The 26,846-nt window shown below is 65.1% G+C and carries 25 protein-coding genes, 1 tRNA gene, 1 rRNA gene and 1 pseudogene; 23 read left to right on the top strand and 5 right to left on the bottom strand.

What is annotated here, in order from left to right; all coding sequences use genetic code 11:
• Positions 1 to 152: 152 nt before the first annotated feature.
• The 4 genes from EPN51_RS25410 to EPN51_RS25395 form a co-directional block, all read right to left on the bottom strand.
• Positions 153 to 449: a hypothetical protein gene (locus tag EPN51_RS25410; protein WP_293048400.1), complete on the bottom strand. Its 297-nt coding sequence runs from the start codon at positions 447 to 449 to the stop codon at positions 153 to 155.
• On the bottom strand, positions 446 to 604 hold the full coding sequence (locus EPN51_RS25405) for a hypothetical protein (protein WP_293048397.1): 159 nt from the start codon (positions 602 to 604) through the stop codon (positions 446 to 448). Before EPN51_RS25405 ends, EPN51_RS25410 begins: the two co-directional genes overlap by 4 nt.
• A 5-nt stretch (positions 605 to 609) precedes the next feature.
• Positions 610 to 915, bottom strand: coding sequence for a hypothetical protein (locus EPN51_RS25400; RefSeq protein ID WP_293048395.1), 306 nt, complete (start codon positions 913 to 915; stop codon positions 610 to 612).
• 121 nt (positions 916 to 1,036) lie between these two features.
• Positions 1,037 to 1,112, bottom strand: a tRNA-Arg gene (locus tag EPN51_RS25395).
• A 127-nt stretch (positions 1,113 to 1,239) separates the two neighbouring features.
• On the opposite strand from EPN51_RS25395, the gene argS reads away from it, so the two are divergent.
• From argS to EPN51_RS25290, 21 genes and pseudogenes are all read left to right on the top strand, one after another.
• The gene (argS, locus tag EPN51_RS25390; protein ID WP_293048392.1) at positions 1,240 to 2,892 is read left to right on the top strand and encodes an arginine--tRNA ligase; all 1,653 of its coding nucleotides are present in this window, start codon (positions 1,240 to 1,242) and stop codon (positions 2,890 to 2,892) included.
• Positions 2,889 to 4,307, top strand: a complete 1,419-nt coding sequence (gene lysA / locus EPN51_RS25385) for a diaminopimelate decarboxylase (RefSeq protein ID WP_293048391.1) — start codon at positions 2,889 to 2,891, stop codon at positions 4,305 to 4,307. Before argS ends, lysA begins: the two co-directional genes overlap by 4 nt.
• 3 nt (positions 4,308 to 4,310) lie before the next feature.
• The gene (locus EPN51_RS25380; protein WP_293048389.1) at positions 4,311 to 5,636 is read left to right on the top strand and encodes a homoserine dehydrogenase; all 1,326 of its coding nucleotides are present in this window, start codon (positions 4,311 to 4,313) and stop codon (positions 5,634 to 5,636) included.
• On the top strand, positions 5,633 to 6,715 hold the full coding sequence (gene thrC / locus EPN51_RS25375) for a threonine synthase (RefSeq protein WP_293048387.1): 1,083 nt from the start codon (positions 5,633 to 5,635) through the stop codon (positions 6,713 to 6,715). The genes EPN51_RS25380 and thrC overlap by 4 nt, the downstream gene beginning before the upstream one ends.
• Before the next feature lie 130 nt (positions 6,716 to 6,845).
• Positions 6,846 to 7,796, top strand: a complete 951-nt coding sequence (gene thrB, locus EPN51_RS25370; protein WP_293048411.1) for a homoserine kinase — start codon at positions 6,846 to 6,848, stop codon at positions 7,794 to 7,796.
• 261 nt (positions 7,797 to 8,057) lie between these two features.
• Positions 8,058 to 9,920 (top strand): transcription termination factor Rho, encoded by a 1,863-nt coding sequence (gene rho / locus EPN51_RS25365; protein WP_293048385.1) that lies wholly within the window; start codon positions 8,058 to 8,060, stop codon positions 9,918 to 9,920.
• Positions 9,921 to 10,102: 182 nt separating this feature from the next.
• A complete protein-coding gene (gene rpmE, locus EPN51_RS25360) occupies positions 10,103 to 10,333 on the top strand; it encodes a 50S ribosomal protein L31 (RefSeq protein WP_067249878.1) in 231 nt (76 codons plus the stop codon).
• A 99-nt stretch (positions 10,334 to 10,432) separates the two neighbouring features.
• The gene (gene prfA, locus EPN51_RS25355; protein WP_293048377.1) at positions 10,433 to 11,506 is read left to right on the top strand and encodes a peptide chain release factor 1; all 1,074 of its coding nucleotides are present in this window, start codon (positions 10,433 to 10,435) and stop codon (positions 11,504 to 11,506) included.
• Positions 11,507 to 11,519: 13 nt separating this feature from the next.
• Positions 11,520 to 12,443, top strand: coding sequence for a peptide chain release factor N(5)-glutamine methyltransferase (prmC, locus tag EPN51_RS25350; RefSeq protein ID WP_293048374.1), 924 nt, complete (start codon positions 11,520 to 11,522; stop codon positions 12,441 to 12,443).
• Complete coding sequence (locus EPN51_RS25345; protein WP_293048371.1) at positions 12,436 to 13,095, top strand: L-threonylcarbamoyladenylate synthase; 660 nt, start codon at positions 12,436 to 12,438, stop codon at positions 13,093 to 13,095. The genes prmC and EPN51_RS25345 overlap by 8 nt, the downstream gene beginning before the upstream one ends.
• Before the next feature lie 28 nt (positions 13,096 to 13,123).
• Positions 13,124 to 14,333: pseudogene (rfe, locus tag EPN51_RS25340) on the top strand (UDP-N-acetylglucosamine--decaprenyl-phosphate N-acetylglucosaminephosphotransferase).
• Between the two features lie 216 nt (positions 14,334 to 14,549).
• Positions 14,550 to 15,044: an ATP synthase subunit I gene (locus EPN51_RS25335; protein ID WP_293048368.1), complete on the top strand. Its 495-nt coding sequence runs from the start codon at positions 14,550 to 14,552 to the stop codon at positions 15,042 to 15,044.
• Positions 15,037 to 15,795, top strand: coding sequence for a F0F1 ATP synthase subunit A (atpB, locus tag EPN51_RS25330; RefSeq protein WP_293048365.1), 759 nt, complete (start codon positions 15,037 to 15,039; stop codon positions 15,793 to 15,795). Before EPN51_RS25335 ends, atpB begins: the two co-directional genes overlap by 8 nt.
• Positions 15,796 to 15,879: 84 nt before the next feature.
• On the top strand, positions 15,880 to 16,128 hold the full coding sequence (locus EPN51_RS25325; protein WP_024636915.1) for a F0F1 ATP synthase subunit C: 249 nt from the start codon (positions 15,880 to 15,882) through the stop codon (positions 16,126 to 16,128).
• A 9-nt stretch (positions 16,129 to 16,137) separates the two neighbouring features.
• Positions 16,138 to 16,671 carry a F0F1 ATP synthase subunit B gene (locus EPN51_RS25320; protein WP_293048362.1) on the top strand — a complete coding sequence of 178 codons (534 nt, stop codon included), beginning with the start codon at positions 16,138 to 16,140 and terminating at the stop codon, positions 16,669 to 16,671.
• 6 nt (positions 16,672 to 16,677) lie between these two features.
• The gene (locus EPN51_RS25315; protein WP_293048359.1) at positions 16,678 to 18,018 is read left to right on the top strand and encodes a F0F1 ATP synthase subunit B/delta; all 1,341 of its coding nucleotides are present in this window, start codon (positions 16,678 to 16,680) and stop codon (positions 18,016 to 18,018) included.
• Positions 18,019 to 18,088: 70 nt separating this feature from the next.
• Positions 18,089 to 19,744 (top strand): F0F1 ATP synthase subunit alpha, encoded by a 1,656-nt coding sequence (atpA, locus tag EPN51_RS25310; protein ID WP_293048356.1) that lies wholly within the window; start codon positions 18,089 to 18,091, stop codon positions 19,742 to 19,744.
• Between the two features lie 6 nt (positions 19,745 to 19,750).
• Positions 19,751 to 20,665 carry a F0F1 ATP synthase subunit gamma gene (locus EPN51_RS25305; RefSeq protein ID WP_293048353.1) on the top strand — a complete coding sequence of 305 codons (915 nt, stop codon included), beginning with the start codon at positions 19,751 to 19,753 and terminating at the stop codon, positions 20,663 to 20,665.
• 28 nt (positions 20,666 to 20,693) lie between these two features.
• Entirely contained in the window at positions 20,694 to 22,154 is a 1,461-nt protein-coding gene (gene atpD, locus EPN51_RS25300) for a F0F1 ATP synthase subunit beta (RefSeq protein ID WP_293048350.1), read from the top strand.
• Between the two features lie 50 nt (positions 22,155 to 22,204).
• Positions 22,205 to 22,570 carry a F0F1 ATP synthase subunit epsilon gene (locus EPN51_RS25295; RefSeq protein ID WP_293048348.1) on the top strand — a complete coding sequence of 122 codons (366 nt, stop codon included), beginning with the start codon at positions 22,205 to 22,207 and terminating at the stop codon, positions 22,568 to 22,570.
• A gap of 6 nt (positions 22,571 to 22,576) precedes the next feature.
• Positions 22,577 to 23,020: a DUF2550 domain-containing protein gene (locus EPN51_RS25290; protein WP_293048345.1), complete on the top strand. Its 444-nt coding sequence runs from the start codon at positions 22,577 to 22,579 to the stop codon at positions 23,018 to 23,020.
• A gap of 29 nt (positions 23,021 to 23,049) precedes the next feature.
• On the opposite strand, the gene EPN51_RS25285 is transcribed toward EPN51_RS25290, so the two are convergent.
• Positions 23,050 to 23,634, bottom strand: coding sequence for a cob(I)yrinic acid a,c-diamide adenosyltransferase (locus tag EPN51_RS25285; RefSeq protein WP_293048342.1), 585 nt, complete (start codon positions 23,632 to 23,634; stop codon positions 23,050 to 23,052).
• Positions 23,635 to 23,829: 195 nt separating this feature from the next.
• Between EPN51_RS25285 and murA the strand changes: the two genes are divergently transcribed.
• The gene (gene murA, locus EPN51_RS25280; protein WP_293048339.1) at positions 23,830 to 25,083 is read left to right on the top strand and encodes a UDP-N-acetylglucosamine 1-carboxyvinyltransferase; all 1,254 of its coding nucleotides are present in this window, start codon (positions 23,830 to 23,832) and stop codon (positions 25,081 to 25,083) included.
• Between the two features lie 369 nt (positions 25,084 to 25,452).
• Positions 25,453 to 26,846, top strand: a 16S ribosomal RNA gene (locus EPN51_RS25275); the annotation flags it as partial.

Raw genomic sequence — 26,846 nt, 5'->3', positions numbered from 1 at the left:
GTCCCAGCCGTCGGCCGCGGCCTGCGCTGATTGTGTGGCTGGTTCGTCGCAGTCGTCGTCGGCCCAGGCGAGCGCAGGGGTTTCCTGCGCCGGTTGGGGGATGTTGGTGGTGGGGTCGGCTGCGGCGCCGACCATGGTGTCGTCGTCGCCGGTCATTGGGGCGCCTGGAACGGCTGCGGAGGCGCACCCGGCGTCCCGGCCGCACACATCTGCTCGAGGAACCAGCGATACATGACCGCGCCCAGCGGGTTCTGGACGTCTAGCCGAGGATCCGCAGGGATCAGCTGCCCGTTGCATTCGACGTATCCCGGCGGCGTCGGGGGCGGTGGCCCTGGGTCGGCGTGGGCCGGCGCGCAGCCCCTGGCGAGCAGTCCAACGAGCATCAGAAACCCGAGCGCATACACCGCGACGCCGTAGACGACCGCGGCGACGATCTGACGGCGGGTCACTTCTTCTCCCCGAGCCAGATCGCGCCGAGCACGCCCGCCGCGAACACCGCGGCGGCACCAGCGATCAACAGTCCGGTGAGCGAAGCCCCGCCGATGACGTATCCGGTGAGGCCGCTCAGTGTCGCGGCGAGGGCGACCCGTTCACCCCAGCCCATGCGCCTCACAGGGCACCGCCCAAAGCGGTTCCGGCGGGGTGGCGTTCCATTGCCGCGGCGATCGCCTGGCGGCGATCGTCGAGCGCGGGGGTGCTGTAGCCGTCGATGTGGTCGAGCAGGTTCGCGCAGGAACGGGCCGCCGCAGCGATATCGGAGTACAGCACCGCGCAGCGTTGCGTTGCCGGGCCATCGGGGGCGCCGGCGACGAGGAGCCGGTCGGTGCTGGTGATGAGCCGCATCGCGTGCCGCAAATGTTGGAGCGTGTGGGTTAGCGCGGTGTGTGCTTCGGTGGGGATAATGGGTGCGGACATGCGGTTCCTTCCGTTGGCTGTGCCCGTCGCGGGCAAACCATTGGAGTGGCACCGAATCACAGCTAGATAGCATCAAGGTCGTCTGCTAAGGTCAAAAACTGCGCTTGACCTGCTACAACGCTGGTGCCCCCGGCAGGATTCGAACCTGCGGCCTTCTGCTCCGGAGGCAGACGCTCTATCCCCTGAGCTACGGGGGCGCACCGGCATACCTGTTGCGCCATGGGGCTTTCAAACAAGCACGCACAGACTAGCGCATCGAGGCGGCCGCCCTGCCACCGCAATGGATTCGGGGCGAGGCCACCCCAGCCAATAGGATGGACGCTCGTGACACCTGCTGACCTGGCTGAGCTGCTCAAGACCACCGCCGCCGCGGTGTTGGCCGAGCGTGGGCTGGATGCTGCCGCGCTGCCGCAGACGGTCACCGTGGAGCGGCCCCGCAATCCCGAGCACGGCGATTACGCGAGCAACCTGGCACTGCAGCTGGGCAAAAAGGTGGGCGCCAACCCTCGCGAGCTGGCCGGATGGCTCGCCGAGGCGCTGTCACAAGCCGACGGCATCGCGTCGGCGGAGGTGGCCGGGCCGGGCTTCATCAACCTGCGCCTCGAGGCGTCGGCACAGGCGGTGGTCGTCAACAACGTCATCGACGCCGGCGATCGCTTCGGTCACTCCGACGCGCTGGCAGGCCACAACATCAACCTGGAATTCGTCTCGGCCAACCCGACCGGACCGATCCACATCGGCGGAACCCGCTGGGCCGCGGTCGGCGACGCGCTGGGCCGGCTGCTGTCCACCCAGGGCGCCGACGTGGTGCGCGAATACTATTTCAACGACCACGGCACCCAGATCGACCGTTTCGCCAGCTCGCTGATCGCCGCCGCCAAAGGCGAACCGACGCCGGCAGACGGCTACGCCGGCAGCTACATCAACGACATCGCCGCCCAGATATTGCGGAAGGCGCCCGACGCGCTGAGCCTGCCCGCGGCCGAGATGCACGAGACCTTCCGCGCCATCGGCGTCGACCTGATGTTCACCCACATCAAGGATTCGTTGCACGAATTCGGCACCGACTTCGACGTCTACACCCACGAAGACGCGATGCACACCAGCGGTCGCGTCGACCAGGCCCTCGCCAGGCTGCGCGAGACCGGCAACATCTACGAGAAGGACGGCGCAACATGGTTGCGCGCCAGCGCCTTTGGTGACGACAAGGATCGCGTCGTGATCAAAAGCGACGGCAAGCCGGCCTATATCGCCGGTGACATCGCCTACTACCTGGACAAGAGGCAACGCGGCTTCGACCTGTGCATCTACATGCTCGGCGCCGACCACCACGGGTATATCGCCCGCCTCAAGGGCGTGGCCGCCGCCCTCGGTGACGACCCGGCCACCGTCGAGGTGCTGATCGGCCAGATGGTCAACCTGGTCCGCGACGGCCAGCCGGTCCGCATGAGCAAACGCGCCGGCACCGTGCTCACGCTCGACGACCTGGTCGAGGCGATCGGTGTCGACGCCGCGCGCTACAGCCTGATCCGTTCCTCGGTGGACACCCCGATCGACATCGATCTGGCGCTATGGTCCTCCGCGTCGAACGAAAACCCAGTTTATTACGTGCAATACGCGCACGCCCGGCTCTCGGCGCTGGCCCGCAACGCTGCCGAGCTCGGCCTGACCCCCGATACCGGCAACCTCGGACTGCTCGGCCACGACAAGGAGGGGACGCTGCTGCGCACCCTCGGCGAATTCCCCCGGGTGCTCAAAACGGCGTCGTCCCTGCGTGAACCGCACCGAATCTGCCGCTACCTGGAAGACCTCGCCGGCGACTACCACCGGTTCTACGACTCGTGCCGGGTGCTGCCGCAGGGCGACGAGCAACCCACCGATCTGCACACCGCGCGCCTGGCGCTGTGCCAGGCGACCCGTCAGGTGATCGCCAACGGCTTGGCGATACTCGGCGTCACTGCCCCGGAGCGAATGTGAACGTTCATCCCGCCGGTCCTCGGCATGCCGAAGAGACCCGCCACGCCGACAGCCCGCCACGGCCGCAATCCCCCGAGGAACTGCTGCTGTTGGCGCCAAACGTATGGCCCCGCAACACGGCTCGCGACGAAGCCGGCGTCACCAGCATCGCGGGAGTCGCGGTGACCGAGCTCGCCCAGGAGTATGGGACCCCGCTGTTCGTCGTCGACGAGGACGATTTTCGTTCCCGCTGCCGGGAGATCGCGTCGGCCTTCGGAGGCGGCAACAACGTGCACTATGCCGCCAAGGCGTTTCTGTGCAGCGAGGTGGCGCGCTGGATTGACGAAGAAGGTCTGTCACTCGACGTGTGCACCGGCGGCGAGCTGGCCGTTGCGCTGCACGCCAACTTTCCGCCGGAGCGGATCACCTTCCATGGCAACAACAAGTCCGTCGCGGAGTTGACCGCGGCGGTCAAAGCCGGTGTCGGCCACGTCGTTTTGGACTCGATGATCGAAATCGAGCGTCTGAATGCCATCGCGGGCGAGGCGGGCATCGTCCAGGACGTCTTCGTTCGTCTCACCGTCGGTGTCGAAGCGCACACCCATGAGTTCATCTCCACCGCACACGAGGACCAGAAGTTCGGGCTGTCCGTGGCCAGCGGCGCGGCGCTGGCCGCCGTCGGCCGGGTATTCGAAACCGAACACCTGCGGGTGGTCGGTCTGCACAGCCATATCGGTTCACAGATCTTCGACGTCGCCGGTTTCGAACTTGCCGCGCGTCGTGTCCTCGGCCTGCTGCACGAGGCCGTCGAGCAGTTCGGTGTCGAGAAGACCGCACAGATCTCCACCGTGGATCTCGGTGGCGGACTTGGTATCTCCTACCTGGCCGCGGACGATCCGCCGCCGATGGGTGAACTGGCCGCCAAGCTGAGCGCGATCGTGAAGAACGAGTCAGCGGCCGTCGGACTGCCGACACCACGTCTGGTGGTCGAGCCGGGACGCGCCATCGCCGGGCCCGGCACCATCACCCTCTACGAGGTGGGCACCGTCAAGGACGTCGACGTGAGCGCCACCGCACACCGGCGCTACGTCAGCGTCGACGGCGGCATGAGTGACAACATCCGCACCGCGCTCTACGACGCCCAATACGATGCCCGGCTGGTCTCGCGGATCAGCGATGCGCCGGCGGAGCTGGCGCGCATCGTCGGAAAGCATTGTGAGAGCGGCGATATCGTGGTGCGCGACACCTGGGTGCCCGGCGACCTGCGCCCCGGCGACCTGATCGGGGTGGCCGCTACCGGCGCCTACTGCTATTCGTTGTCGAGTCGTTACAACATGATCTGCCGTCCCGCCGTGGTCGCGGTGCGTGATGGGCGCGCGCGTCTGGTCCTGCGCCGCGAGACTGTCGACGATCTACTGGGTCTGGAAGTGAGGTGAACTGTGCCCCGTGACGAAAAGCCGGTCGGTGTAGCGGTACTCGGGTTGGGCAACGTCGGTAGCGAAGTTGTCCGAATCATCGAGGACAGCGCCGATGACCTCGCGGCTCGTGTCGGTGCGCCCCTGGTGCTGCGAGGTGTCGGAGTGCGCCGCATCGCCGACGACCGCGGCGTTCCAATCGAGTTGCTCACCGACGACATCGAAGGGCTCGCCGCGCGCGACGACGTCGACATCGTCGTGGAGTTGATGGGGCCGGTAGAGCCGTCCCGCAAGGCCATTCTGCGCGCCCTCGAGCACGGCAAATCGGTTGTCACGGCGAACAAGGCGCTGTTGTCCATCTCCACCGGCGAATTGGCGCAGGCGGCCGAAAGTGCGCATGTCGACTTGTATTTCGAAGCGGCGGTCGCGGGCGCCATTCCCGTCATCCGGCCGCTCACCCAGTCACTGGCGGGGGACACGGTGTTGCGGGTCGCCGGCATCGTCAACGGCACCACCAACTACATCTTGTCCGCGATGGACAGCACCGGCGCCGACTACGACACCGCGCTGGCCGAAGCGAGCGCGCTGGGCTACGCCGAGGCCGACCCCACTGCCGACGTCGAGGGCTACGACGCCGCGGCCAAGGCGGCGATTCTGGCATCCATCGCCTTCCATACCCGGGTGACTGCCGACGACGTCTACCGCGAAGGCATCACCAAAGTCACCCCGGCCGACTTCGAGTCCGCCCGGGCCCTGGGCTGCACCATCAAGCTGCTGTCCATCTGCGAGCGCATCGCAGGCGACGATGGCCAGGAGCGGGTTTCGGCTCGCGTCTATCCGGCGCTGGTGCCGTTGTCGCATCCGCTGGCCACGGTCAACGGCGCATTCAACGCGGTCGTCGTCGAGGCCAAGGCCTCCGGACGGCTGATGTTCTACGGTCAGGGTGCCGGCGGCGCGCCGACCGCATCCGCGGTGGCCGGCGACTTGGTGATGGCCGCGCGCAACCGGGTGCTGGGCAGCCGGGGCCCGAAGGAATCCAAATACGCCCAACTTCCCATAGCCCCAATGGGTCTCATCTCTACACGCTATTACGTCAGCATGAACGTGGCCGACAAGCCCGGTGTGTTGTCCTCGGTGGCGGCCGAATTCGCCAAGCGCGAGGTCAGCATCGCCGAGGTGCGCCAGGAGGGTGTCGCGGACGAAGGCGGGCGACGGGTGGGGGCCCGGATCGTCGTGGTCACCCACCGCGCCACGGATGCCGCGCTGTCCGAAACCGTCGATGCCCTGGCCGATCTGGATGCCGTGCAGAGCGTGACAAGCGTGCTGCGGCTGGAAGGGACCACCCTATGAGCGCGCCGCGCACCACCGTCCATCAGCCGTGGCCCGGCCTCATCGAGGCATACCGGGACCGGTTGCCCGTCGGCGACGACTGGACCCCGGTCACCCTGCTCGAGGGTGGCACCCCGCTGATCGTGGCGACCCGCCTCTCGGAAAAGACCGGCTGCAGAGTTCATCTCAAGGTCGAGGGCCTCAATCCCACCGGCTCCTTCAAGGACCGCGGCATGACGATGGCGGTCACCGATGCGGTGGCACGCGGCCAGCAAGCCGTCTTGTGTGCCTCGACCGGAAACACCTCGGCATCGGCGGCGGCCTATGCGGCCCGCGCCGGGATCACCTGTGCGGTGCTGATCCCGCAGGGCAAGATCGCGATGGGCAAGCTGGCGCAGGCGGTTATGCACGGCGCCAAGATCGTCCAGATCGACGGCAACTTCGACGACTGCCTGGAACTGGCCCGCAAGATGGCCGCTGACTTTCCGACGATCTCGTTGGTCAACTCGGTCAACCCGGTGCGCATCGAGGGCCAGAAGACGGCCGCTTTCGAGATCGTTGACGCGCTGGGCGTCGCACCGGACGTGCACGCCCTTCCCGTCGGCAACGCGGGCAACATCACCGCGTACTGGAAGGGGTACACCGAATATCACCACGAAGGCCTGATCGACAAGCTGCCGCGGATGTTGGGCACCCAGGCGGCCGGCGCGGCCCCGCTGGTGTACGGCGCGCCGGTCAAGAACCCGGAAACGATTGCGACCGCAATCCGCATCGGTGCGCCGGCGTCGTGGACGGCGGCCGTCGACGCGCAGCAGCAATCCAATGGCCGCTTCCTGGCGGCGACCGACGAGGAGATCCTGGCCGCCTACCACCTGGTGGCGGAGTCCGAAGGTGTCTTCGTCGAACCCGCTTCGGCGGCCAGCATCGCGGGTCTGCTCAAGGCCGTCGACGACGGCTGGGTGGCCCGTGGGTCGACGGTCGTGTGCACGGTGACCGGAAACGGGCTCAAGGATCCCGACACGGCGCTGCGGGATATGCCCACCGTGACTGCGCTGCCTGTTGATCCGGTTTTGGTGGTCGAAAAGCTGGGGCTGGCCTAGTGGTGATCGCAAGCGCGGCGAAGCCGGGCGCGGCGGGTCGCCACGTGTTGGGGCTAGTGGTGATCGCAAGCGCGGCGAAGCCGGGCGCGGCGGGTCGCCACGTGTTGGGGCTGGTGGCGGCGGCGAAGGGCTGTTGGTGACATCGATGCTGCCTGCCGGGCTGGTGGCCACCGCCGTGGTGTCGGCGTCCAGCGCTAACCTCGGCCCGGGCTTTGACAGCATCGGCCTGGCATTGAGTCTTTGTGACGAAATCACCGTCGAGACAACTTCTTCCGGCCTCGTGGTCACGGTCGAGGGGGAGGGCGCCGGCCAGCTGCCGGTGGGCCCCGACCATTTGGTGGTGCGCGCCCTCGAGCGCGGCCTGCAAGCTGTCGGGGTCCGCGCCCCGGGCCTGGTGGTGCGCTGCCGCAACGCCATCCCGCACTCCCGCGGCCTGGGCTCTTCCGCGGCGGCGGTCGTCGGCGGCCTTGCGGCCGCGAATGGTCTTGTCGCACAGACGGATTGGAAACCACTCGACGATGCCCAGCTGATTCAGCTGTCGTCGGACTTCGAGGGTCATCCCGACAACGCCGCGGCCGCCGTGCTGGGCGGTGCCATCGTTTCGTGGGTCGACCGCAGCGGTGAACACCCCCAGTACGCGGCGGTGCCGCTGCGGCTTCACCCCGATATCCACTTGTACTGCGCGGTCCCCGAGGAACGCTCGCTGACCGCGGAGACTCGCGTGCTGCTGCCCGCACAGGTCAGCCATGACGATGCACGCTTCAACGTCAGCCGCGCCGCGTTGCTGGTGGTAGCGCTCACCGAACGCCCGGACTTGCTCATGGCGGCCACCGAAGATGTGTTGCACCAGCCGCAGCGGGCGCCGGCCATGCCCGCCTCGGCGGAATATTTGCGGCTGCTGCGGCGTCATAACGTGGCAGCGACGCTTTCCGGGGCCGGTCCATCGCTGATCGTGATGACCACGGCGGCCCAGTTGCCCACGGAAGCGGTGGAGTACGGGGCCACGAATGGATTTGCCCTCGTCAAGATGGCCGCCGGCGAACGAGTTCGCTGGTGCCCGGGAGTCAGCGTCGCGCGTTGATCAACAGCGTGGCCGGAGGGTTTGCTTGCTTCCGGCAGGGATGGGGGCTATCCTCGGAGCCGTCCAGCAATCGCAGCATCTGCATCCATACTGCCTTGCCGCTAGGACAACACCAATTCTTCTTGTGGACGAGGTTCGCCGTTTACTCCGCCGATCCAGGCGATCACCGTTGCAGAGTCGATGATTGGGCGCACTCGGCGATTTGCCTGAATGCAACGAACCCCCCGTATGACGTGATCAGCGGGGGAAGAAAGGAACTCCGTGACTGATACGGACCTGTTCACGGCTGGCGAAAACACTGACGCCAATCAACTGTCTAATGCCGTGACCGCAGACACTCCCGACGCGAAGAGAAACGCCTCGGGCGGTGCCTTGTCCACCATGGTGCTGCCCGAGCTCCGCGCGCTGGCTAACCAGGTCGGCGTCAAAGGGACGTCGGGTATGCGTAAGAACGAACTGATCGCCGCGATCAAGGAAGCCAGGGGACAGGCCAACGGCGCTCCCGCCAATGGCGCGAAGTCCGCTGAGGGCAGCGGCAAGTCGGACACCAAAGACACCGACACCAAAGACAACAAGGACGACAACAGCGCTGAAGCGCCGGCGGCCAAGGAAGGCCAGAACGGCGCAACAACCGGCGCTCCCCGCCGCGAACGACGCGGCGCTTCCCGCGACGCGGGATCAGCCGCGCGCGGCAACGACGAGGCCGATCGCGAGCGCGCGGGCGGCCGAGAGGGCGCAGCAGCCGGCGAGGCCGACAGCCGCGATCAAGGCAAGCAGGACAACCAGAACGAAGAGCGCGGCCAAGGCGGCGGCAGCGACCAGGATCAAGGCTCGGGCGGCCCGCAGGGGCGTGGCGGGTCGAACCAGCAGGATGACGACGGCGAAGGACGCGGGGGCCGGCGGGGACGCCGCTTCCGCGACCGCCGGCGCCGGGGCGAGCGCTCCGGGGAGGGCGGCGATGCCGAACTGCGTGACGACGACGTCGTTCAGCCGGTAGCCGGGATTCTTGACGTCCTCGACAATTACGCCTTCGTGCGTACCTCCGGTTACCTGGCCGGTCCGCATGACGTTTACGTGTCGATGAACATGGTGCGCAAGAACGGCCTGCGCCGTGGTGACGCCGTCACCGGCGCGGTCCGCGTGCCGAAGGAAGGCGAGCAGCCCAACCAGCGGCAGAAATTCAACCCGCTGGTGCGCCTGGACACCGTCAACGGCGGCTCGGTCGAGGACGCCAAGAAGCGGCCCGATTTTTCCAAGCTGACGCCGTTGTACCCCAACCAGCGGCTGCGCCTGGAGACCACTCCCGATCGGCTGACCACTCGGGTCATCGACCTCATCATGCCGATCGGTAAGGGGCAGCGTGCCCTGATCGTGTCACCGCCCAAGGCGGGTAAGACGACGATCCTGCAGGACATCGCCAACGCGATCACCCAGAACAACCCGGAATGCCACCTGATGGTTGTGCTCGTCGACGAGCGGCCCGAAGAGGTCACCGACATGCAGCGTTCGGTCAAGGGTGAGGTCATCTCCTCGACGTTCGACCGCCCGCCGTCGGATCACACCCAGGCCGCGGAGCTTGCCATCGAACGCGCCAAGCGGCTGGTTGAGCTGGGCAAGGACGTCGTCGTGCTGCTGGACTCGATCACCCGCCTCGGGCGTGCCTACAACAACGCGTCGCCGGCGTCGGGCCGCATCCTGTCCGGTGGTGTCGACTCCACCGCGCTGTACCCGCCCAAGCGGTTCCTGGGCGCCGCCCGCAACATCGAGGGAGGTGGGTCGCTGACCATCATCGCCACCGCGATGGTCGAGACGGGGTCCACCGGTGACACGGTCATCTTCGAAGAGTTCAAGGGCACCGGTAACGCCGAGCTCAAGCTGGACCGCAAGATCTCCGAGCGGCGGGTCTTCCCGGCGGTCGACGTGAACCCGTCCGGTACCCGTAAGGACGAACTGCTGCTGTCGCCCGACGAGTTCGGGATTGTGCACAAACTGCGTCGCGTGCTGTCGGGTCTGGACTCTCACCAGGCCATCGACCTGCTCATGTCGCAGTTGCGCAAGACCAAGACCAACTACGAGTTCCTGGTCCAGGTGTCCAAGACGACGCCTGGGATGGACAACGACTAGCAAATTCGGAACAACCCGAGAGCACCCGGGAATGTACGGGCGCAGCTCTCTGTTTGGGATGATGGTGGTTGACCTGGCATAATCGGGGCTCGATTATCCGCCAACCGCCTGAGGTTCGGAGTTCACGCCCGACCGTCTGATTCCTGGACGGGGGCGGGCGACAAACGATCGAAGAGGACATCATGAAAGCTGACATTCACCCCGCCTACGCGGAGACCACGGTGCTCTGCGGGTGTGGCAACACCTTCCAGACGCGCAGCACCAAGGATGGTGGCCGCATCGTCGTTGAGGTCTGCTCGCAGTGCCACCCCTTCTACACCGGCAAGCAGAAGATCCTTGACAGCGGCGGCCGGGTGGCCCGCTTCGAGAAGCGCTATGGCAAGCGCAACACCGGAGCTGCTGCCGACAAATAGCTCGGTTACCGACGCCCGAACTGTGCGCTCCGTCGCACAGGCCGGGCGTCGGTTTGCGTTTGCGGTAGTGACAGGCGACAGCGGGGCAGGAGGTGCGGCATGACGAAGCCGGTACAGACCATTGACGTGCTGCTGGCCGAACACGCCGACCTCGAGCAACGGTTGGCCGACCCCGAATTGCACAGCAATCCCGACGAGGCCCGCAAGGCCGGACGGCGCTTCGCCCGGCTCGCCCCGATCGTCGGCACCTACCGCAAGCTGATGGCCGCCCGCGACGACCTCGAGGCCGCACGCGAGCTGGCCGCCGACGACGATTCGTTCGCCGCCGAGGCGACCGACCTGGAATCGCGGGTGGCCGAATTGGACACTCAACTCACCGACATGCTGGCACCGCGTGACCCGCACGACGCCGACGACATCGTGCTCGAGGTCAAATCCGGTGAGGGCGGTGAAGAGTCGGCATTGTTCGCCGCCGACCTGGCCAGGATGTACATCCGATACGCCGAGCGGCACGGCTGGACCGTCACCGTGCTGGACGAAACCACCTCGGACCTCGGCGGTTACAAGGACGCGACGCTGTCCATCGCCAGCAAGGGCGATTCGGCCGACGGGGTCTGGTCGCGGATGAAGTTCGAGGGCGGGGTGCACCGGGTGCAACGGGTCCCGGTGACGGAATCCCAAGGCCGCGTTCATACTTCGGCGGCGGGCGTGCTCGTGTATCCCGAACCCGAAGAAATCGGTGAGGTCCAGATCGACGAGTCGGACCTGCGCATCGATGTCTACCGCTCTTCGGGGAAGGGCGGCCAGGGCGTCAACACCACCGACTCCGCGGTGCGGATCACGCATTTGCCCACCGGAATCGTCGTCACCTGTCAGAACGAGCGCTCGCAGCTGCAGAACAAGGCACGGGCGCTGCAGGTGCTGGCGGCTCGCTTGCAGTCACTGGCCGAGGAGCAGGCGCTGGCGGATGCGTCGGCGGACCGGGCCAGCCAGATCCGCACGGTGGACCGCAGCGAGCGCATCCGCACCTACAATTTCCCGGAGAACCGGATCGCGGACCACCGCATCAACTTCAAGTCACACAACCTCGATCAGGTGCTCGATGGCGACTTGGACGCCCTGTTCGACGCGCTGGCCGCGGCCGACAGGCAGAGCCGGCTGCAACAAGCATGACGTCCCGGCGACGATGCAGAGTGAAGCGATGAGGTGCGGGCACCTCCCGCTTGCGGGGGAGAGCGGGACAATCCAGCCCGGTCTGCGGCGCGCGATCGACGATGCGACGGCCACCCTCGCCGAAGCGGGAATCGATTCGGCGCGTTGGGATGCCGAGCAACTGGCCGCGCACCTGGCGGGCGTGGACCGTGGTCGTCTGGCCTTGCTCGAATCGCTCGGTGAGGATTTTTTCGGACGGTACCGCGACGCGGTGGCCGTTCGTTCGCGACGCGTGCCGTTGCAGCATCTGCTGGGGACGGCGGCATTCGGGCCGGTGCTGCTGCACGTCGGTCCTGGCGTATTCATACCGCGTCCCGAAACCGAGGCCATGCTGGAATGGGCTGCCGCGCAACAACTTGCGCGACGGCCCGTGATCGTCGACCTGTGCACCGGGTCCGGCGCTTTGGCGGTGGCGCTGGCCCACCATCGCGCCGAGCTCGGGCAGGAGGCGCGCATCGTCGCTGTCGACAACTCCGATGCCGCTCTCGAGTACGCGCGCCGTAACGCCGAGGGCACGGCGATCGAGGTGGTGCGGGCCGACGTCACGGAGCCGGGTCTTCTTCCGGAACTGGACGGACGGGTCGACTTGGTGGTGGCCAACCCACCCTATGTTCCCGACGGTGCGGTGCTGGACCCTGAAGTCGCCCAACATGATCCCCACCAAGCGGTATTCGGCGGGCCGGACGGTTCGGCGGTGATCGCACCGATGGTCCGCCTCGCCGGCCGCTGGCTGCGCCCCGGAGGACTGATCGGTATCGAGCATGACGACACCACCTCACGTGAGACAGTGGAATTGTTCGACCGCACAGGACTTTTCGAGGACGTAAAGGCGCGGCAAGATCTGACCGGCCGGCCACGATTCGTGACGGCCCGCAGGAGGATTGGCGCCAATGACTGACGTCTTTGACTGCGCCGATCCCGACCAGCGCGCACTCGGAATCGCCGCAGCGACAGGAGCTCTCAAGGGCGGCCGGCTGGTGGTCATGCCGACCGACACCGTCTACGGCATCGGCGCCGACGCCTTCAACAGCGCGGCGGTGTCGGCGCTGCTGTCGGCAAAGGGGCGGGGCCGGGACATGCCGGTGGGCGTGCTGGTCGGCTCCTGGCACACCATCGAGGGACTCGTCTACACCATGCCGGAGGGCGCCCGCGATCTGATCCGTGCGTTCTGGCCGGGTGCGCTCAGCCTGGTGGTGACACAGGCGCCGTCGTTGCAGTGGGATCTTGGCGATGCCCGCGGCACCGTGATGCTGCGGATGCCGCTGCACCCCGTTGCCATCGAGCTCCTGCGTGAAGTGGGTCCCCTGGCGGTGTCCAGCGCCAACGTCTCCGGCCGGTCCGCCGCCGTCGACGCCGACGAGGCGCGCAGTCAGCTCGGCGATCTCGTCGACGTCTACCTGGAAGCGGGGCCGCCCGAACAGGGCGCCGCCTCCACGATCGTGGACCTGACCGGTGCCACGCCGCGCATCCTGCGGCCGGGTCCGGTGAGCGGGGCGCGGATCGCCGAAGTGCTCGGTGTAGATCCGGAAACCCTGACCGCCGAGGCCTGACTGGAGCGGTTGTCGAGGTCCCAGGTTTGTGCAGTACGGTCTCGTTGGTGTCCAGCGATGTGACCAACCTTGCCGGTGGTCTGCTCGCCCTTTCTGACCGCGGCGCCGGTGTTCCGCTGCGCGAGCTGGCGCTGGTGGGATTGACCGCGGCGATCATCACCTACTTCGCAACCGGACCGGTTCGGGTGCTGGCGACCCGGCTGGGCGCCGTCGCCTATCCGCGCGAGCGCGATGTCCATGTGACGCCGACCCCGCGCATGGGCGGTCTGGCCATGTTTCTAGGCGTCGTCTCGGCCGTCTTCCTGGCCTCTCAGCTTCCGGCGCTCACCCGCGGCTTCGTATACTCGACCGGCATGCCCGCGGTCCTGGTGGCCGGCGCGGTCATCATGGGGATCGGCCTGATCGACGACCGTTGGGGGCTGGATGCTTTGACCAAGTTCGCCGGCCAGATCACCGCGGCCAGCGTGTTGGTCACCATGGGTGTGGCATGGAGCGTCCTGTATATCCCCATTGGCGGCGTCGGCACCATCGTGCTCGACCAGGCCTCGTCGATCCTGCTGACACTGGCGCTGACCGTATCGGTGGTCAACGCGATGAACTTCGTCGACGGGCTCGACGGTCTGGCCGCCGGGCTGGGACTCATCACCGCCTTGGCGATCTGCATGTTTTCGGTCGGGCTGCTCCGTGACCACGGCGGCGACGTCCTGTTCTATCCGCCCGCTGTGATCTCGGTGGTGCTCGCCGGGGCGTGTCTGGGATTTCTGCCGCACAACTTTCATCGCGCGAAGATCTTCATGGGCGACTCCGGCTCGATGCTGATCGGCTTGATGCTCGCCGCGGCTTCCACGACCGCGGCCGGCCCCGTCTCGCAGAACGCCTACGGCGCCCGCGATGTGTTTGCCCTGCTGTCACCGTTCCTACTGGTGGTCGCGGTCATCTTCGTGCCGATGCTCGATTTGCTGCTGGCGATCGTGCGTCGCACCCGCGCGGGCCGCAGCGCATTCAGCCCCGACAAGATGCACCTGCATCACCGATTGCTGCAGATCGGCCATTCGCATCGCCGCGTGGTTCTGCTGATCTATCTGTGGGTCGGCATCGTCGCGTTCGGCGCTGCGAGCACGATTTTTTTCCGCCCCCGCGACACCGCGGCGGTCATGCTGGGTGCCATCGTGGTCGCCGGCATCGCGACGGCGATCCCGCTCTTACGCCGGCGCGACGACTACTACGACGAAGGGTAGTAGTAGGGGTCTGTTCTGTGGTACGGTCCAGGTAGAACCCCAAAAAGCCGCACAGGCGACTGGTCCATCGGAGGCGAATCCGATCGGGCTGGTTCAAGACCGGCCTCGGGAGATACCCCTTGGGTGATTCGGCTGTGACGTGCGATACGCTCGGCGGGCCACCGATCAGTCGGTCGAGGGGTTCCCGTTTCACCAACCTGGGATTGAGGTGCTGCAGTGACGACACCAGCGCAGGACGCGCCGTTGGTGTTTCCCTCTGTTGCTTTCCGTCCGGTTCGGCTCTTTGCGATCAGCATCGGCATCACAGCGGTGGCGGTGCTCGCCGGCGGATTGTTCGGTCACCTGATGGTCGGTGTCTTCTTCGGGATCGGGCTGCTCCTGGGTTTGCTCAATGCGGTACTGGTGCGTCGCTCCGTTGAGTCGATAACCGCCAAGGATCACCCGCTGAAAAGGTCGATGGCGGTCAACTCGGCGTCACGGCTGGCCATCATCACGGTCGTCGGGCTGATCATCGCCTACGTCTTCCGGCCCGCGGGGCTGGGCGTGGTGTTCGGGTTGGCGCTTTTCCAGGTCCTATTAGTGGCATCGACAGCACTTCCGGTGTGGAAGAAGCTGCGCGCCGGCGACTGGGCGGAGTCCGCGGACGGTGCCGGCGGCGGCGTCATCGCAGGATCGGAAGGAACGGAAGGAAGGAACACCCCCGATGCCTGAGACGACGTTCCTGGCCGAAGCCGCGATCGAGGTTGGCGACCACAGCCACGCCACCTGGCTCGGCATGACCGTCAACACCGACACGATCCTGTCGACGGGGATCGCTGCGCTGATCGTGCTCTCGCTGGCCTTCTTCCTGCGGGCGAAGATCACGTCGACCGGCGTCCCGAGCGGCGTTCAGTTGTTCTGGGAGGCCATCACGGTCCAGATGCGCGATCAGATCGAGGCCGCGGTCGGAATGCGGATCGCGCCGTTCGTGTTGCCGCTGGCCGTTACGATCTTCGTGTTCATCCTGATCTCCAACTGGCTGTCGGTGCTCCCGTTGCAATACACCGACGCCTCCGGGCACACCACCGAGTTGCTGAAGTCGGCGGCGGCGGACATCAATTACGTTCTGGCGCTGGCTCTTTTCGTCTTTGTCTGCTACCACGTGGCCGGCATCTGGCGCCGCGGCGTCGTCGGGCACCCGCTCGCCGTGCTCAAAGGCCACGTGGCCTTCTTGGCGCCGATCAACCTCGTCGAGGAGCTGGCCAAGCCAATCTCGTTGTCACTCCGACTTTTCGGCAACATCTTCGCCGGCGGCATCCTGGTCGCGCTGATCGCACTGTTCCCGCCCTACATCATGTGGGCGCCCAACGCGATCTGGAAAGCGTTCGACCTGTTCGTCGGCGCGATACAGGCCTTCATTTTCGCGATTCTGACCATCTTGTACTTCAGCCAGGCCATGGAGATCGAGGATCACCATGACTAAAGCCACCATGAATTGTTTTGTCCCACGCACCATTACAGAGGCCTGGTAGACCCCTACCAGATATCAAGGAGGATAAGAATGGCTCTGGACCCCCAAGTCGCTGCCGCTGCACTCATCGGCGGTGGACTCATCATGGGCGGCGGCGCGATCGGTGCCGGTATCGGTGACGGTATCGCCGGTAACGCGCTGGTTTCCGGGATCGCCCGGCAACCCGAGGCGCAAGGCCGGTTGTTTACGCCGTTCTTCATCACTGTCGGTCTGGTTGAGGCGGCCTACTTCATCAACCTGGCCTTCATGGCGCTGTTCGTCTTCGCCACGCCCGTCGGCACCTAGTTCGCTGTGATGGGTGACGCGAGCCTGAGTGTTCTGGCATCCAGCCAGGTGGTGGCAGAGGGAGGCAACAACTTCCTTGTTCCCAACGGCACCTTCTTCTTCGTGCTGGCCATCTTCCTGATCGTGCTGGCCGTCATCGGTACATTCGTCGTGCCGCCGGTCATGAAGGTGTTGCGCGAGCGCGACGCGATGGTCGCCAAGACGGCTGCCGACACCAAGAAGGCGGCCGAGCAGTTCGAAGCCGCCCAGGCCGATTACGAAGAAGCCATGACGGAGGCCCGAGTGCAGGCGTCGTCGTTGCGCGACAACGCGCGCGCCGAGGGCCGCAAGGTCATAGAAGACGCGCGCGCCCGGGCCGACCAAGAGGTGATGTCGACGTTGCAGGTGGCCGCCCAGCAATTGAAGCGGGAAAGGGACGCCGTGGAGCTGGATTTGCGTGCCAACGTGGCCTCCATGTCGGCGACGTTGGCCAGTCGAATCCTGGGTGTCGACGTCGCCCCCGCTGCAGCGACCACATCCGCAACCAAGACATCCGGACGGTAATTACGTATGTCGACTTTCATCGGCCAGTTGGTGGGCTTTGCGGCCATCGTGTTCCTGGTGGTGCGTTTCGTGGTGCCGCCGGTACGTCGGTTGATGGCCGCGCGGCAAGCCACGGTGCGCCAACAATTGGAGGACGCAGCCGCGGCGAGCGATCGGTTGACCGAGTCGACCACCGCCCATAGCAAGGCCGTGGAAGACGCCACGGCGGAATCGAAACGGGTTGTCGGAGAGGCGGAGTCGGACTCCAAACGCATCACCGAGCAGCTGGGGGCGCAGGCCGGTGTCGAGGCGGAACGCATCAAATCACAGGGCGGCCGCCAGGTCGACCTGCTGCGTACCCAGTTGACCCGTCAGCTCCGTCTGGAACTCGGTCACGAAGCGGTGCGCCAGGCCGGCGAGTTGGTGCGTAACTTCGTCGCTGACACCGCGCAGCAATCGGCCACCGTGGATCGATTCCTGGCCGATCTCGACGCGATGGCGCCCGCAATCACCGATGTCCAATATCCGCTGATGATCGAGATGCGCTCGTCGAGCCGTCTCGCGCTGACCAACCTGTCGGAGCGGTTCGTCGCCATCGCCAAAGGCCTTGACAACAAAGGACTTTCCACCTTGTCCAGTGAACTGGTCGCGGTGGCTCAGATGTTGGATCGCGAAATCGTCATCACGCGGTATCTCACCGTGCCCGCCGAGGACGGGGCTCCCAGGGCCCGATTGATCGAGCGGTTGTTCACCGGCAACGTCGGTGACCCCGCCCTCGATATTCTGCGCTCAGCCGCCTCGGAGCGGTGGTCGGCCAACTCCGACCTCATCGCCGCCCTCGAGCACGTGTCGCGGCAGGCGTTGCTCGAAGTCGCCGAACGTGAGGACAAGGTCGACGAGGTCGAAGAACAGCTGTTCCGGTTCTCGCGCATTCTGGACGCGCAACCGCGACTGGCCATCTTGTTGGGCGACTACGCCGTTCCGGTGGAAGGCCGGGTTGGGCTGCTGCGCAAGGTGCTCGACAGCGCGAACACCGGGGTCAACCCGATCGTGGCCGCACTGCTGACCCAGACGGTCGAACTGCTCAGGGGCCGGCCGGCCGAAGAGGCGATTCAGTTCCTGGCAGAGGTCGCGGTGGCGCGCCGCGGCGAAGTCGTCGCGCAAGTCAGTGCGGCAGCCGAACTGAGCGACGCTCAGCGCACCCGCCTCACCGATGTGCTCAGCCGCATCTACGGTCACCCGGTGTCGGTGCAGCTGCAGATCGATTCCGAACTGCTGGGTGGGTTGCTCATCGCCGTGGCTGACGAAGTCATCGACGGGACACTCTCATCCCGTCTGACCGCAGCCGAGGCTCAGTTGCCCGACTGACCAAGACAGAGCAATCACGAACTTATTCCGACACACGCGATACGAAGATCAAGTAGGAAGACGAAAAGCCATGGCCGAGTTGACAATCTCCGCTGATGACATTCAGAGCGCCATCGAGGAGTACGTAGGCTCTTTCACCTCCGACACCTCCCGCGAAGAGGTCGGTACCGTCGTCGATGCCGGTGACGGCATCGCCCACGTCGAAGGCCTGCCGTCCGTGATGACCCAGGAGCTGCTCGAGTTCCCCGGCGGCGTGCTCGGCGTCGCGCTCAACCTCGACGAGCACAACGTCGGCGCGGTGATCCTGGGTGACTTCGAGAAGATCGAAGAGGGGCAGCAGGTCAAGCGCACCGGCGAGGTCCTCTCGGTCCCCGTCGGCGACGGGTTCCTGGGCCGCGTGGTCAACCCGTTGGGTCAGCCGATCGACGGCCAGGGCGACATCGAAACCGACGTCCGGCGCGCACTGGAGATCCAGGCTCCCTCGGTGGTTCAGCGGCAGAGCGTGAAAGAGCCGCTGCAGACCGGGATCAAGGCCATCGATGCGATGACCCCCATCGGCCGTGGCCAGCGCCAGCTGATCATCGGCGACCGTAAGACCGGCAAGACGGCGGTCTGCGTGGACACCATCCTCAACCAGCGCCAGAACTGGGAGACCGGCGACGAGCGCAAGCAGGTGCGCTGCGTGTACGTGGCCATCGGGCAGAAGGGCACCACGATCGCCTCGGTCCGGCGCTCCCTCGAAGAGGGTGGCGCGATGGACTACACCACCATCGTCGCAGCGCCGGCCTCCGACTCGGCCGGGTTCAAATGGCTTGCGCCCTACACGGGTTCGGCGATCGCCCAGCACTGGATGTACGACGGCAAGCACGTGCTGATCGTCTTCGACGACCTGAGCAAGCAGGCCGAGGCCTACCGCGCGATCTCGCTGCTGCTGCGCCGCCCGCCCGGACGCGAGGCCTACCCGGGTGACGTGTTCTACCTGCACTCAAGGCTTTTGGAGCGTTGCGCCAAGCTTTCCGACGAACTCGGTGGCGGCTCGATGACCGGCTTACCGATCATCGAGACCAAGGCCAACGATATCTCGGCTTACATCCCTACCAACGTCATCTCGATCACCGACGGGCAGTGCTTCCTGGAGTCCGACCTGTTCAATCAGGGTGTGCGGCCGGCCATCAACGTCGGTGTTTCGGTGTCGCGCGTAGGTGGCGCCGCGCAGATCAAGGCGATGAAGGAGGTGGCCGGTTCGCTGCGTTTGGACCTGTCGCAATACCGCGAATTGGAATCCTTCGCCGCCTTCGCCTCTGACCTCGACGCGACGTCGAAGGCCCAACTGGACCGCGGTGCACGGCTGGTCGAGCTGCTCAAGCAGCCGCAGTACCAGCCCATGCCCGTTGAAGAGCAAGTGATTTCGATCTTCCTCGGTACCGGTGGTCACCTGGACTCTGTGCCCGTGGAGGACGTTCGGCGCTTCGAAACCGAACTGCTGGACCACATCCGGGCCTCCGAAGAGAAGATCCTGTCGGGGATCCGCGACACCCAGAAGCTCTCCGACGAGGCGACCGAAGAACTCGAGAAGGTCATCAAGAACTTCAAGAAGGGCTTCGCCGCGACCGGCGGTGGATCGGTGGTGCCCGACGAGCATGTCGAGGCGCTCGACGAGGGCGAGTTGGAAAAGGAATCGGTGAAGGTCAAGAAGCCTGCGCCGCAAAAGAAGGCAAAGAAGTAGCAACGTATGGCTGCCACACTTCGTGAATTGCGCGGACGCATCCGCTCGGCTGGGTCGATCAAAAAGATCACCAAGGCCCAGGAGTTGATCGCGACGTCGCGTATCGGGCGGGCGCAGGCTCGGCTCGGCTCCGCTCGGCCGTACGCCTTCCAGGTCACCGCGATGCTCACCACGCTGGCCGCCGAGGCGGCCCTGGATCATCCATTGCTCGTGGAGCGGGCCGAACCGAAGCGTGCGGGTGTGCTGGTGGTGACGTCCGACCGTGGTCTGTGCGGCGCCTACAACGCGAGCATCTTCCGCCGCGCGGAGGAGCTGTTTTCCTTGCTGCGGGAGCAAGGAAAGACACCCGTGCTGTACGTCGTCGGCCGTAAAGCCCTGAATTACTACAAGTTCCGCAACTGGGACGTCATCGGATCCTGGACGGGCTTCTCCGAGCAACCGCAATACGAGAACGCCGCCGAAATCGCCGAGACCCTGGTCGATGCGTTCATGCTGGGCACCGGCGACGGGGACGAGAGCCAGTCTGACGTCGAGGGCGTCGACGAGTTGCACCTCGTTTATAGCGAGTTCAAGTCGATGTTGTCGCAGTCGGCGGTCGCCCACCGAATCGCCCCCATGGTGGTCGAATACGTCGAGGAACAGCCCGAAGTGCGCACCTTGTATTCGTTCGAGCCAGATGCGACAACGCTTTTCGAGTCGCTGCTGCCGCGTTACCTGACCACCCGCATTTACGAGGCGCTGCTCGAATCCGCGGCATCGGAGCTGGCCTCGCGCCAACGCGCGATGAAGTCGGCCACCGACAACGCAGAAGACCTCATCAAGGCCCTGACGCTGATGGCGAACCGCGAGCGGCAGGCCCAGATCACCCAGGAGATTAGCGAAATCGTTGGTGGCGCAAACGCGCTCGCCGACGCCCGCTAGGCAGCACCACGAGGAAGCGAAAGAAATTATGCCTGCTACGACAGCAACCGACGAGAAGTCCACGAAGTCGGCCAAGAGCGACACCAGCGGCCGGGTGGTACGGGTCACCGGACCGGTGGTCGACGTTGAGTTCCCCCGGGGTTCCGTGCCGGGGTTGTTCAACGCGTTGAATGCGGAGATCACCTTCGAGGAACTGGCGAAGACGCTCACGCTCGAGGTCGCCCAGCACCTCGGGGACAACTTGGTGCGCACCATCTCCCTACAGCCCACCGATGGCCTGGTGCGCGGTGTCGAGGTGACCGATACCGGTCGTTCCATTTCGGTGCCCGTCGGCCAAGAGGTCAAGGGACACGTGTTCAACGCCCTGGGGCACTGCCTGGACGAGCCGGGCTACGGCGAGGATTTCGAGCATTGGTCGATTCACCGCAAGCCGCCGCCCTTTGAGGAGCTGGAGCCTCGCACCGAGATGCTCGAGACCGGCCTGAAGGTCGTCGACCTGCTCACCCCTTATGTGCGTGGTGGCAAGATCGCGCTGTTCGGCGGTGCGGGCGTGGGCAAGACGGTGCTCATCCAGGAGATGATCAACCGTATTGCCCGCAACTTCGGCGGTACTTCGGTGTTCGCCGGGGTGGGGGAGCGCACCCGCGAGGGCAACGATCTCTGGGTCGAGCTGCAGGAAGCCGACGTTCTCAAGGACACAGCGCTGGTGTTCGGTCAGATGGACGAGCCGCCCGGCACCCGTATGCGAGTGGCGCTGTCCGCGCTGACCATGGCCGAGTGGTTCCGCGACGAGGCGGGCCAGGACGTGCTGTTGTTCATCGACAACATCTTCCGGTTCACCCAGGCCGGTTCGGAGGTGTCGACGCTGCTCGGTCGTATGCCGTCGGCCGTGGGTTACCAGCCCACGCTGGCCGACGAGATGGGCGAGCTGCAGGAGCGCATCACCTCGACCCGCGGCCGGTCGATTACCTCGATGCAGGCGGTCTACGTGCCCGCCGACGACTACACCGACCCCGCGCCGGCGACCACCTTCGCGCACCTGGACGCCACCACCGAGCTGTCGCGTGCGGTTTTCTCCAAGGGCATCTTCCCCGCGGTGGACCCGCTTGCGTCCAGCTCGACCATCCTCGACCCGGGGGTAGTCGGTGACGAGCACTATGCCGTCGCGCAGGAGGTCATCCGGATCCTGCAGCGGTACAAGGACCTTCAGGACATCATCGCGATCCTCGGTATCGACGAGCTGTCCGAAGAAGACAAGCAGCTCGTGCAGCGCGCGCGACGCATCGAGCGGTTCCTGTCGCAGAACATGATGGCGGCCGAGCAGTTCACCGGTCAGGCGGGTTCGACGGTTCCGCTGAAGGAGACCATCGAGGCATTCGACCGCCTGACCAAGGGCGAGTTCGACCATGTGCCCGAGCAGGCCTTCTTCTTGATCGGTGGCCTGGACGACTTGGCCAAGAAGGCAGAGACCCTTGGCGCCAAACTCTAACTTGCAGCTGCGCCGCAACGGGGTCGCGAGCTATCGAAGGGGTCTGTGGCATGGCCGAATTGAACATTGAGATCGTCGCCGTCGACCGGAAGATCTGGTCGGGTGAGGCAACCTTTCTGTTCACCCGCACCACCGTCGGTGAGATCGGCATCCTGCCCCGCCACATCCCACTGGTCGCGCAATTGGTCGACGACGCAATGGTGCGCGTCGAAAGAGAGGGCGAAGACGATCTACGGATCGCGGTGGATGGCGGATTCCTGTCGGTCACCGAGGAGACGGTGACCATCCTCGCCGAATCCGCCGAGTTCGAGTCGGAGATCGACGAGAGCGCCGCCAGAGAGGCTTCTGAGTCGGACGATCCTCGTATCGCCGCCAGAGGGCGCGCGAGGTTGCGCGCCGTTGGCGCGATCGACTAACCGCCGATGAGCGCGCCCATGGCCGGCATGGTCGTGCTCGTCGTCGTCCTGGCGGCCGCGGTCGTTGCGCTGAGTTATCGGCTGTGGAAGCTGCGCCAGGGCGGCACGGCGGGGATCATGCGAGACATTCCCGCCGTGGGTGGTCACGGCTGGCGTCACGGGGTGATCCGTTACCGCGGCGGCGAAGCCGCGTTCTACCGGCTCTCCAGTCTGAGATTGTGGCCGGATCGACGGCTGAGCCGGCGAGGCGTGGAGATCGTGGCCAGGCGGGCGCCCCGCGGCGACGAGTTCGACATCATGACCGATGAGATTGTCGTCATCGAACTGCGTGACGCGACCCAGGATCGCAGGTCCGGCTATGAGATCGCGTTCGACAAGGGCGCTTTGACCGCGTTCTTGTCTTGGCTGGAATCGCGTCCGTCGCCGCGTTCACGCCGGCGCACCATCTAGGACGTACACCAAACGCTTTGCCGTCTCGGCTAACTCGTGACGGATTCCCCGCCGCCCGGCTTCCAGAGCACATCGCCATCGGGATTGGCCACGCGCGACAGGATGAAAAGTAGATCCGAAAGGCGGTTCAGGTACCTGGCGGGCAGGGTGTTGACCTGCTGCGGCGCGGCATCGACCGCGGCCCACGCCGAGCGCTCGGCTCGACGCACCACGGTGCGGGCGACGTGCAAATACGCCGACAACGGCGAACCACCGGGCAATATAAAGGAATTCAACTTCGGCAACGACTCGTTATATGTGTCACACCAGTTTTCGAGTCGATCGATGTAGGGCTGGGTGACCCGCAGCGCCGGATATTCGGGGTTCTCGACCACCGGAGTGGACAGATCCGCGCCGGCGTCGAAGAGGTCATTCTGGATCTGGCGCAACACGGCCGTGAGCTGTTCGTCGGGCTGACCGACGGCGACGGCGACGCCGATCACCGAGTTGGCCTCGTCACAGTCGGCGTAAGCGACCAGGCGGGGGTCGTTTTTGGGGACCCGCGAGAAGTCACTCAATCCCGTGGTGCCGTCGTCGCCGGTCCGCGTATAGATGCGAGTCAGGTGTACTGCCATGAGCAAACGGTACTGCGGGGCGTGAAGGGGGTGAGACTTGGCTCGATTGCTTGGCTCCTCCTCACTCCGCTGCGCGGAGCGCGTCGTCGCCAAGCTGGCTCGATTGCTTGGCTCCTCCTCACTCCGCTGCGCGGAGCGCATCCTCGCCAAGCTGGCCGACTGACAAGCCGATACCGCTTCACTAGACTGACGCGGATGGCTGAGCGATTCGTGGTGACCGGCGGCAACCGGTTGTCAGGCGAAGTCGCGGTGGGGGGCGCCAAGAACAGTGTGCTCAAGCTGATGGCAGCGACGTTGCTGGCCGAAGGCACCAGCACCATCACCAACTGCCCCGACATCCTCGATGTGCCGCTGATGGCGGAGGTGCTGCGCGGCCTGGGCGCAACCGTCGAACTCGACGGCGACGTCGCCCGAATCACCTCTCCTGATGAGCCGAAATACGATGCCGACTTCGCGGCGGTGCGACAGTTCCGGGCTTCGGTCTGCGTGCTGGGGCCGCTGGTCGGCAGGTGCAAGCGGGCCCGCGTCGCCCTCCCGGGCGGCGACGCAATCGGGTCACGGCCGCTGGACATGCACCAGGCCGGCCTGCGCCAGCTGGGCGCGCAATGCAACATCGAGCACGGATGCGTGGTGGCACAGGCTGATACGTTGCGCGGCGCGGAGATCCAGTTGGAGTTTCCGTCGGTGGGGGCGACCGAGAACATTCTGATGGCCGCTGTTGTGGCCGAGGGCGTCACCACGATCCACAACGCCGCACGCGAACCCGATGTCGTCGATCTGTGCACGATGTTGAACCAGATGGGCGCTCAGGTCGAAGGCGCGGGTTCGCCGACGATGACCATCACCGGCGTCCCGCGGCTGCACCCGACCGAACATCGCGTCATCGGGGATCGCATCGTCGCCGCCACGTGGGGCATCGCCGCGGCGATGACCCGCGGAGACATCTCGGTGACCGGCGTTGATCCGGCGCACCTGCAGGTCGTGCTGCACAAGCTGCACGACGCCGGCGGCACGGTCACCCAAACGGAGAACAGCTTCCGGGTGACTCAGTACGAGCGCCCGAAGGCCGTCAATGTGGCGACCCTGCCGTTTCCCGGATTTCCCACCGACTTGCAACCAATGGCGATCGCCCTGGCGTCGATCGCCGACGGCACGTCGATGATCACCGAGAACGTATTCGAGGCGCGCTTTCGGTTCGTCGAAGAAATGATCCGTCTGGGTGCCGACGCCCGCACCGACGGGCACCATGCCGTCGTGCGCGGGCTGCCGCAATTGTCGAGCGCGCCGGTGTGGTGTTCGGACATTCGGGCCGGCGCGGGCCTGGTGTTGGCGGGGCTTGTCGCCGATGGCGACACCGAGGTCCACGACGTCTTCCACATCGATCGCGGCTACCCGTTGTTCGTGGAGAACCTGGCGATTTTGGGAGCGGAGATCGAGCGGGTAGAGTAACCAAAGTCAGTGCCCCACAAGCGCGGTCACCAACGCGAAGGTGAGCGAAAGCGGGGCCTTGACTCCTTCACTGGATTGGTACTAGCCTGGCACGGCTGCTCCCGACACGGTCTCTGGAAGACCAAAACTGGGAGTTGACTCCACTGCCTGACTTGTATTAAGCTGGCAGGGTTGCCCCAAAACGGGCGAAACAAGTGTTGTTTGAGAACTCAATAGTGTGTTTGGTGTTTATTATTTGTTGTTGTTTTTAGCCATACCTAACACCCCCCGTGTGTGGGTATGGTAATTTTTGATGCCAGTTATTTGGTGTCTTTTTGTTAGGTCAGATTTTCTCTGATTGTAAATTCACCTCGTTTGTCGAGGAGTTTTTGTTTGGAGAGTTTGATCCTGGCTCAGGACGAACGCTGGCGGCGTGCTTAACACATGCAAGTCGAACGGAAAGGCCTCTTCGGAGGTACTCGAGTGGCGAACGGGTGAGTAACACGTGGGCAATCTGCCCTGCACTTCGGGATAAGCCTGGGAAACTGGGTCTAATACCGGATAGGACCTTCAGACGCATGTCTTTTGGTGGAAAGCTTTTGCGGTGTGGGATGGGCCCGCGGCCTATCAGCTTGTTGGTGGGGTGATGGCCTACCAAGGCGACGACGGGTAGCCGGCCTGAGAGGGTGTCCGGCCACACTGGGACTGAGATACGGCCCAGACTCCTACGGGAGGCAGCAGTGGGGAATATTGCACAATGGGCGCAAGCCTGATGCAGCGACGCCGCGTGGGGGATGACGGCCTTCGGGTTGTAAACCTCTTTCACCATCGACGAAGGTTCGGGTTTTCTCGGATTGACGGTAGGTGGAGAAGAAGCACCGGCCAACTACGTGCCAGCAGCCGCGGTAATACGTAGGGTGCGAGCGTTGTCCGGAATTACTGGGCGTAAAGAGCTCGTAGGTGGTTTGTCGCGTTGTTCGTGAAATCTCACGGCTTAACTGTGAGCGTGCGAGCGATACGGGCAGACTAGAGTACTGCAGGGGAGACTGGAATTCCTGGTGTAGCGGTGGAATGCGCAGATATCAGGAGGAACACCGGTGGCGAAGGCGGGTCTCTGGGCAGTAACTGACGCTGAGGAGCGAAAGCGTGGGGAGCGAACAGGATTAGATACCCTGGTAGTCCACGCCGTAAACGGTGGGTACTAGGTGTGGGTTTCCTTCCTTGGGATCCGTGCCGTAGCTAACGCATTAAGTACCCCGCCTGGGGAGTACGGCCGCAAGGCTAAAACTCAAAGGAATTGACGGGGGCCCGCACAAGCGGCGGAGCATGTGGATTAATTCGATGCAACGCGAAGAACCTTACCTGGGTTTGACATGCACAGGACGCGTCTAGAGATAGGCGTTCCCTTGTGGCCTGTGTGCAGGTGGTGCATGGCTGTCGTCAGCTCGTGTCGTGAGATGTTGGGTTAAGTCCCGCAACGAGCGCAACCCTTGTCTCATGTTGCCAGCGGGTAATGCCGGGGACTCGTGAGAGACTGCCGGGGTCAACTCGGAGGAAGGTGGGGATGACGTCAAGTCATCATGCCCCTTATGTCCAGGGCTTCACACATGCTACAATGGCCGGTACAAAGGGCTGCGATGCCGCAAGGTTAAGCGAATCCTTTTAAAGCCGGTCTCAGTTCGGATTGGGGTCTGCAACTCGACCCCATGAAGTCGGAGTCGCTAGTAATCGCAGATCAGCAACGCTGCGGTGAATACGTTCCCGGGCCTTGTACACACCGCCCG

It is taken from the genome of Mycobacterium sp., from assembly GCF_004298145.1.
In the GTDB taxonomy this organism is placed as follows: Bacteria; Actinomycetota; Actinomycetes; order Mycobacteriales; family Mycobacteriaceae; genus Mycobacterium.
This window is presented reverse-complemented; position numbering and strand designations above follow the sequence as displayed.

Bases quoted from the DNA above. Each gene is read 5' to 3' on its own strand.
- EPN51_RS25400 (WP_293048395.1), bottom strand. From the start codon at position 915: ATGTCCGCACCCATTATCCCCACCGAAGCACACACCGCGCTAACCCAC.
- EPN51_RS25320 (WP_293048362.1), top strand. From the start codon at position 16,138: ATGGGTGACGCGAGCCTGAGTGTTCTGGCATCCAGCCAGGTGGTGGCA.
- prmC (WP_293048374.1), top strand. From the start codon at position 11,520: ATGCAGAGTGAAGCGATGAGGTGCGGGCACCTCCCGCTTGCGGGGGAG.
- rpmE (WP_067249878.1), top strand. From the start codon at position 10,103: ATGAAAGCTGACATTCACCCCGCCTACGCGGAGACCACGGTGCTCTGC.
- EPN51_RS25290 (WP_293048345.1), top strand. From the start codon at position 22,577: ATGAGCGCGCCCATGGCCGGCATGGTCGTGCTCGTCGTCGTCCTGGCG.
- EPN51_RS25295 (WP_293048348.1), top strand. From the start codon at position 22,205: ATGGCCGAATTGAACATTGAGATCGTCGCCGTCGACCGGAAGATCTGG.
- atpB (WP_293048365.1), top strand. From the start codon at position 15,037: ATGCCTGAGACGACGTTCCTGGCCGAAGCCGCGATCGAGGTTGGCGAC.
- EPN51_RS25405 (WP_293048397.1), bottom strand. From the start codon at position 604: ATGGGCTGGGGTGAACGGGTCGCCCTCGCCGCGACACTGAGCGGCCTC.
- thrC (WP_293048387.1), top strand. From the start codon at position 5,633: ATGAGCGCGCCGCGCACCACCGTCCATCAGCCGTGGCCCGGCCTCATC.
- atpD (WP_293048350.1), top strand. From the start codon at position 20,694: ATGCCTGCTACGACAGCAACCGACGAGAAGTCCACGAAGTCGGCCAAG.
- EPN51_RS25285 (WP_293048342.1), bottom strand. From the start codon at position 23,634: ATGGCAGTACACCTGACTCGCATCTATACGCGGACCGGCGACGACGGC.
- prfA (WP_293048377.1), top strand. From the start codon at position 10,433: ATGACGAAGCCGGTACAGACCATTGACGTGCTGCTGGCCGAACACGCC.
- EPN51_RS25315 (WP_293048359.1), top strand. From the start codon at position 16,678: ATGTCGACTTTCATCGGCCAGTTGGTGGGCTTTGCGGCCATCGTGTTC.
- atpA (WP_293048356.1), top strand. From the start codon at position 18,089: ATGGCCGAGTTGACAATCTCCGCTGATGACATTCAGAGCGCCATCGAG.
- EPN51_RS25305 (WP_293048353.1), top strand. From the start codon at position 19,751: ATGGCTGCCACACTTCGTGAATTGCGCGGACGCATCCGCTCGGCTGGG.
- murA (WP_293048339.1), top strand. From the start codon at position 23,830: ATGGCTGAGCGATTCGTGGTGACCGGCGGCAACCGGTTGTCAGGCGAA.
- EPN51_RS25345 (WP_293048371.1), top strand. From the start codon at position 12,436: ATGACTGACGTCTTTGACTGCGCCGATCCCGACCAGCGCGCACTCGGA.